Genomic DNA, 2,744 nt, shown 5'->3' on the forward strand with positions numbered 1-2,744 from the left:
CAGGGGTTTTCAGAGGATGATTAACCAGATTCAGATTCATGGTCATACTGACTCAAGGATCCAACTCAATGCCGATCATTTTTAGCTTGGCTATTGACCATTTATTTTACGATCGCGATCACACTTCTGAGTATTCTATCTCAGGAAGAAGGCATTGCTTCTACTGGTCACTTATTTCTGCCATCCTGCACTAGCAATCTCCCATTCAAACTTCTTAACTAATTAAAATTTGATTTTATACATTTGAAATAATTCTCCAGGTTGTCGCCTTACTATTTTTCCGCCCATAGCGTCGATCATTTTTTCCCAATTTTCTAAAGGTTCCAAAAATACTTCTGCTCCTAAATAAGTTTCTAAAATTGCCCAATTTTCTGCTAATGGTTGTTCTGGGTTAAGCACATCAAAAACAAAGTTATTTTCAGGTTTAAGAATGCGTTTTACTTCCTTAAGTACTTCTTCCCAATAATCTATGGGATAATAACAACTAAAGCCTGTAGCGATCGCTAAGTCAAACTCATTTGCTTGATAATTTAATTGGTGAGCAGGTCCTAATTCTACTCCTTTAAATAGTTTATAATTTAGTTGAGAGCCTCGGTGATTAAGATTATCTCTGGCAATGGTACTAATTTCTTGACCATAAAAAAAAGCTTCCCAATCACGCCAAGGGTAAATTAAAAAACTCACTCCACAACCAATATCCAAACATTTTTGATTTTTCTTAGGTTTAGCTATTTCCCAAAAAGGTGAAACTATTTTTGCTGTGAGATTACCGGAGGCATAATCATGAAATATTGGCATTGCTTCAATTTCCGAGGGTAACTCAAAAGACTCTCCTCGGTAATCTCGATCAAAGCGACTCTGTACTGCGATGATTTGAGTATGCCAATTATCTAAATTTTTTTGAGCGAACCAGGAAGATTGGTCCCCATCTGAGGACAAGGCAGACTTTTTTTTGGACATTTATTTCTCTATCGTCTAGAACCTTTCAGAGCTTTTGTAAAGTTCTTACGGTAAGATTTGTTACCAATTAATAAAACAGGCCACAATATAGATAATATCAAACGATTCTGAAAGTTCTTGGAAAAGTTCGTCTGTTCAAACCCATTCCAGAATTTCCAGATTCCACCTCCATATACAACCAGTAATAACAGGCCAATTAACGTACTCATGGCACAAAACTCTTAAAAGGTCAATTTTTCAAGTGTAGCCCAATATAATTATGTAATTAATTTTAATTGGACTTTAGGTTTAATATTCATCATATTATTATAACCAATATAGGTAATATAGGTAAGTAGGTGGGTTTCAACAATTAATAATTAATAATTAATAATTACCTCTCCTTGAAAACGGATAGGATTGACTAATCATGAAAATTTTTCTTTATTATCCCCTTAAAAAGGGAGGCGCATACCCACAATTTTTCGGTAAAAAAATATAAAACTGAGGTACAAAATTTCAGACGAGGTGGAAAAAATTGCCTAACTTATATTTTTTCTAAACAATCATTTTCTAGATTAATTTGACCTATAGCGTTTTTATCTGGGATGTGGAGACCAATTGCTATGAAAAAGGTATGGAGGAAATACTAAAGGAGGAAAAAAAGAATTAAATAGTAGCAAAAACAAGGATGTAAGGCGAACGACCGACAAACTATTTTTATTATAAAAATCTCAAATTAGATTTACATCTTAAATAAAAACACTATATATACTTAATGATTACATAATTAAAATTAGATAATATTTTCACAAAATTTTTCTACAGCTATTCCCCTAATAGGAATTGAGGAATAGAAAAGTCATAAAAAATCAGGGAAAAATTTAATTTTTATAATGATTGCTATGTCTAAAATTTATGATTATTCCTGGAGTTTGATTGATTTTGAAAAAAAAATTGAAGTAAAATTTTAGATAAAAAATTTAAACAAAAATTTTGTCAAAGTAAATAAATAAAATTTTAATGACAGTATTGTTTATTTTTCAAACAATACCTGTAGAGGAAATAATTAGTTTTGACCCATTGTTTGTTATCTGACACAATCAGATCAAAGGAGTGTCAATTAGTATGAATGAATGATATATAGCAAGACAAAATCAATAACAAAGGAGGAATTATGCGTGCAGTATTAATGGCAGGAGGTTCCGGAACGCGACTCAGACCACTGACCTGCGATCTTCCAAAACCAATGGTACCAATTTTAAATCGCCCAATAGCCGAACATATTATTAATTTATTAAAAAAACATCAAATTAGGGAAATTATTGCTACTTTACATTATTTGCCTGATGTAATGCGTGAATATTTCCAAGATGGCAGTCAATTTGGAGTACAAATGACTTATGCTATAGAGGAAGAACAACCTCTAGGAACTGCTGGTTGTGTGAAAAATATTGCTGAACTTCTCGATGAAACTTTCTTAGTAATTAGTGGAGATACAATTACAGATTTTGATTTAACTACAGCTATAGAATTTCATAAAAAAAATAATTCAAAAGCAACTTTAGTACTAACTCGCGTACCTAATCCTATTGATTTTGGAGTAGTAATTACAGATGAAAAACAGAGGATAAAAAAGTTTCTAGAAAAACCTTCTAGCAGCGAAATATTTTCTGATACTGTTAATACAGGAACCTATATTTTAGAGCCAGAAATTTTAAACTATCTACCAGATAATCAAGAAAGTGATTTCTCGAAAGAATTATTTCCTTTATTGTTAGATAAAAATGAGCCAATGTATGGCA

At 31.7% G+C, this 2,744-nt stretch carries 3 protein-coding genes; 1 reads left to right on the plus strand and 2 read right to left on the minus strand.

The genetic code is table 11. The annotated features are described in order from the left end of the window. Window positions 1-222: 222 nt before the first annotated feature. Together F6K13_RS27160 and F6K13_RS27165 are read right to left on the minus strand one after the other, a co-directional pair. A complete protein-coding gene (locus F6K13_RS27160) occupies window positions 223-960 on the minus strand; it encodes a class I SAM-dependent methyltransferase (RefSeq protein WP_124144979.1) in 738 nt (245 codons plus the stop codon). An 8-nt stretch (window positions 961-968) separates the two neighbouring features. Next, the gene (locus tag F6K13_RS27165; RefSeq protein ID WP_124144980.1) at window positions 969-1,169 is read right to left on the minus strand and encodes a hypothetical protein; all 201 of its coding nucleotides are present in this window, start codon (window positions 1,167-1,169) and stop codon (window positions 969-971) included. A 947-nt stretch (window positions 1,170-2,116) separates the two neighbouring features. Here F6K13_RS27165 and F6K13_RS27170 point away from each other — a divergent pair. Next, on the plus strand, window positions 2,117-2,744 hold a 628-nt coding region (locus tag F6K13_RS27170; protein ID WP_287289000.1), incomplete at its 3' end, for a nucleotidyltransferase family protein.

The sequence above is a fragment of the Okeania sp. SIO2B9 genome, assembly GCF_010672505.1.
In the GTDB taxonomy this organism is placed as follows: domain Bacteria; phylum Cyanobacteriota; class Cyanobacteriia; order Cyanobacteriales; family Microcoleaceae; genus Okeania; species Okeania hirsuta.

Bases quoted from the DNA above. Each gene is read 5' to 3' on its own strand.
- F6K13_RS27160 (WP_124144979.1), bottom strand. From the start codon at position 960: ATGTCCAAAAAAAAGTCTGCCTTGTCCTCAGATGGGGACCAATCTTCC.
- F6K13_RS27165 (WP_124144980.1), bottom strand. From the start codon at position 1,169: ATGAGTACGTTAATTGGCCTGTTATTACTGGTTGTATATGGAGGTGGA.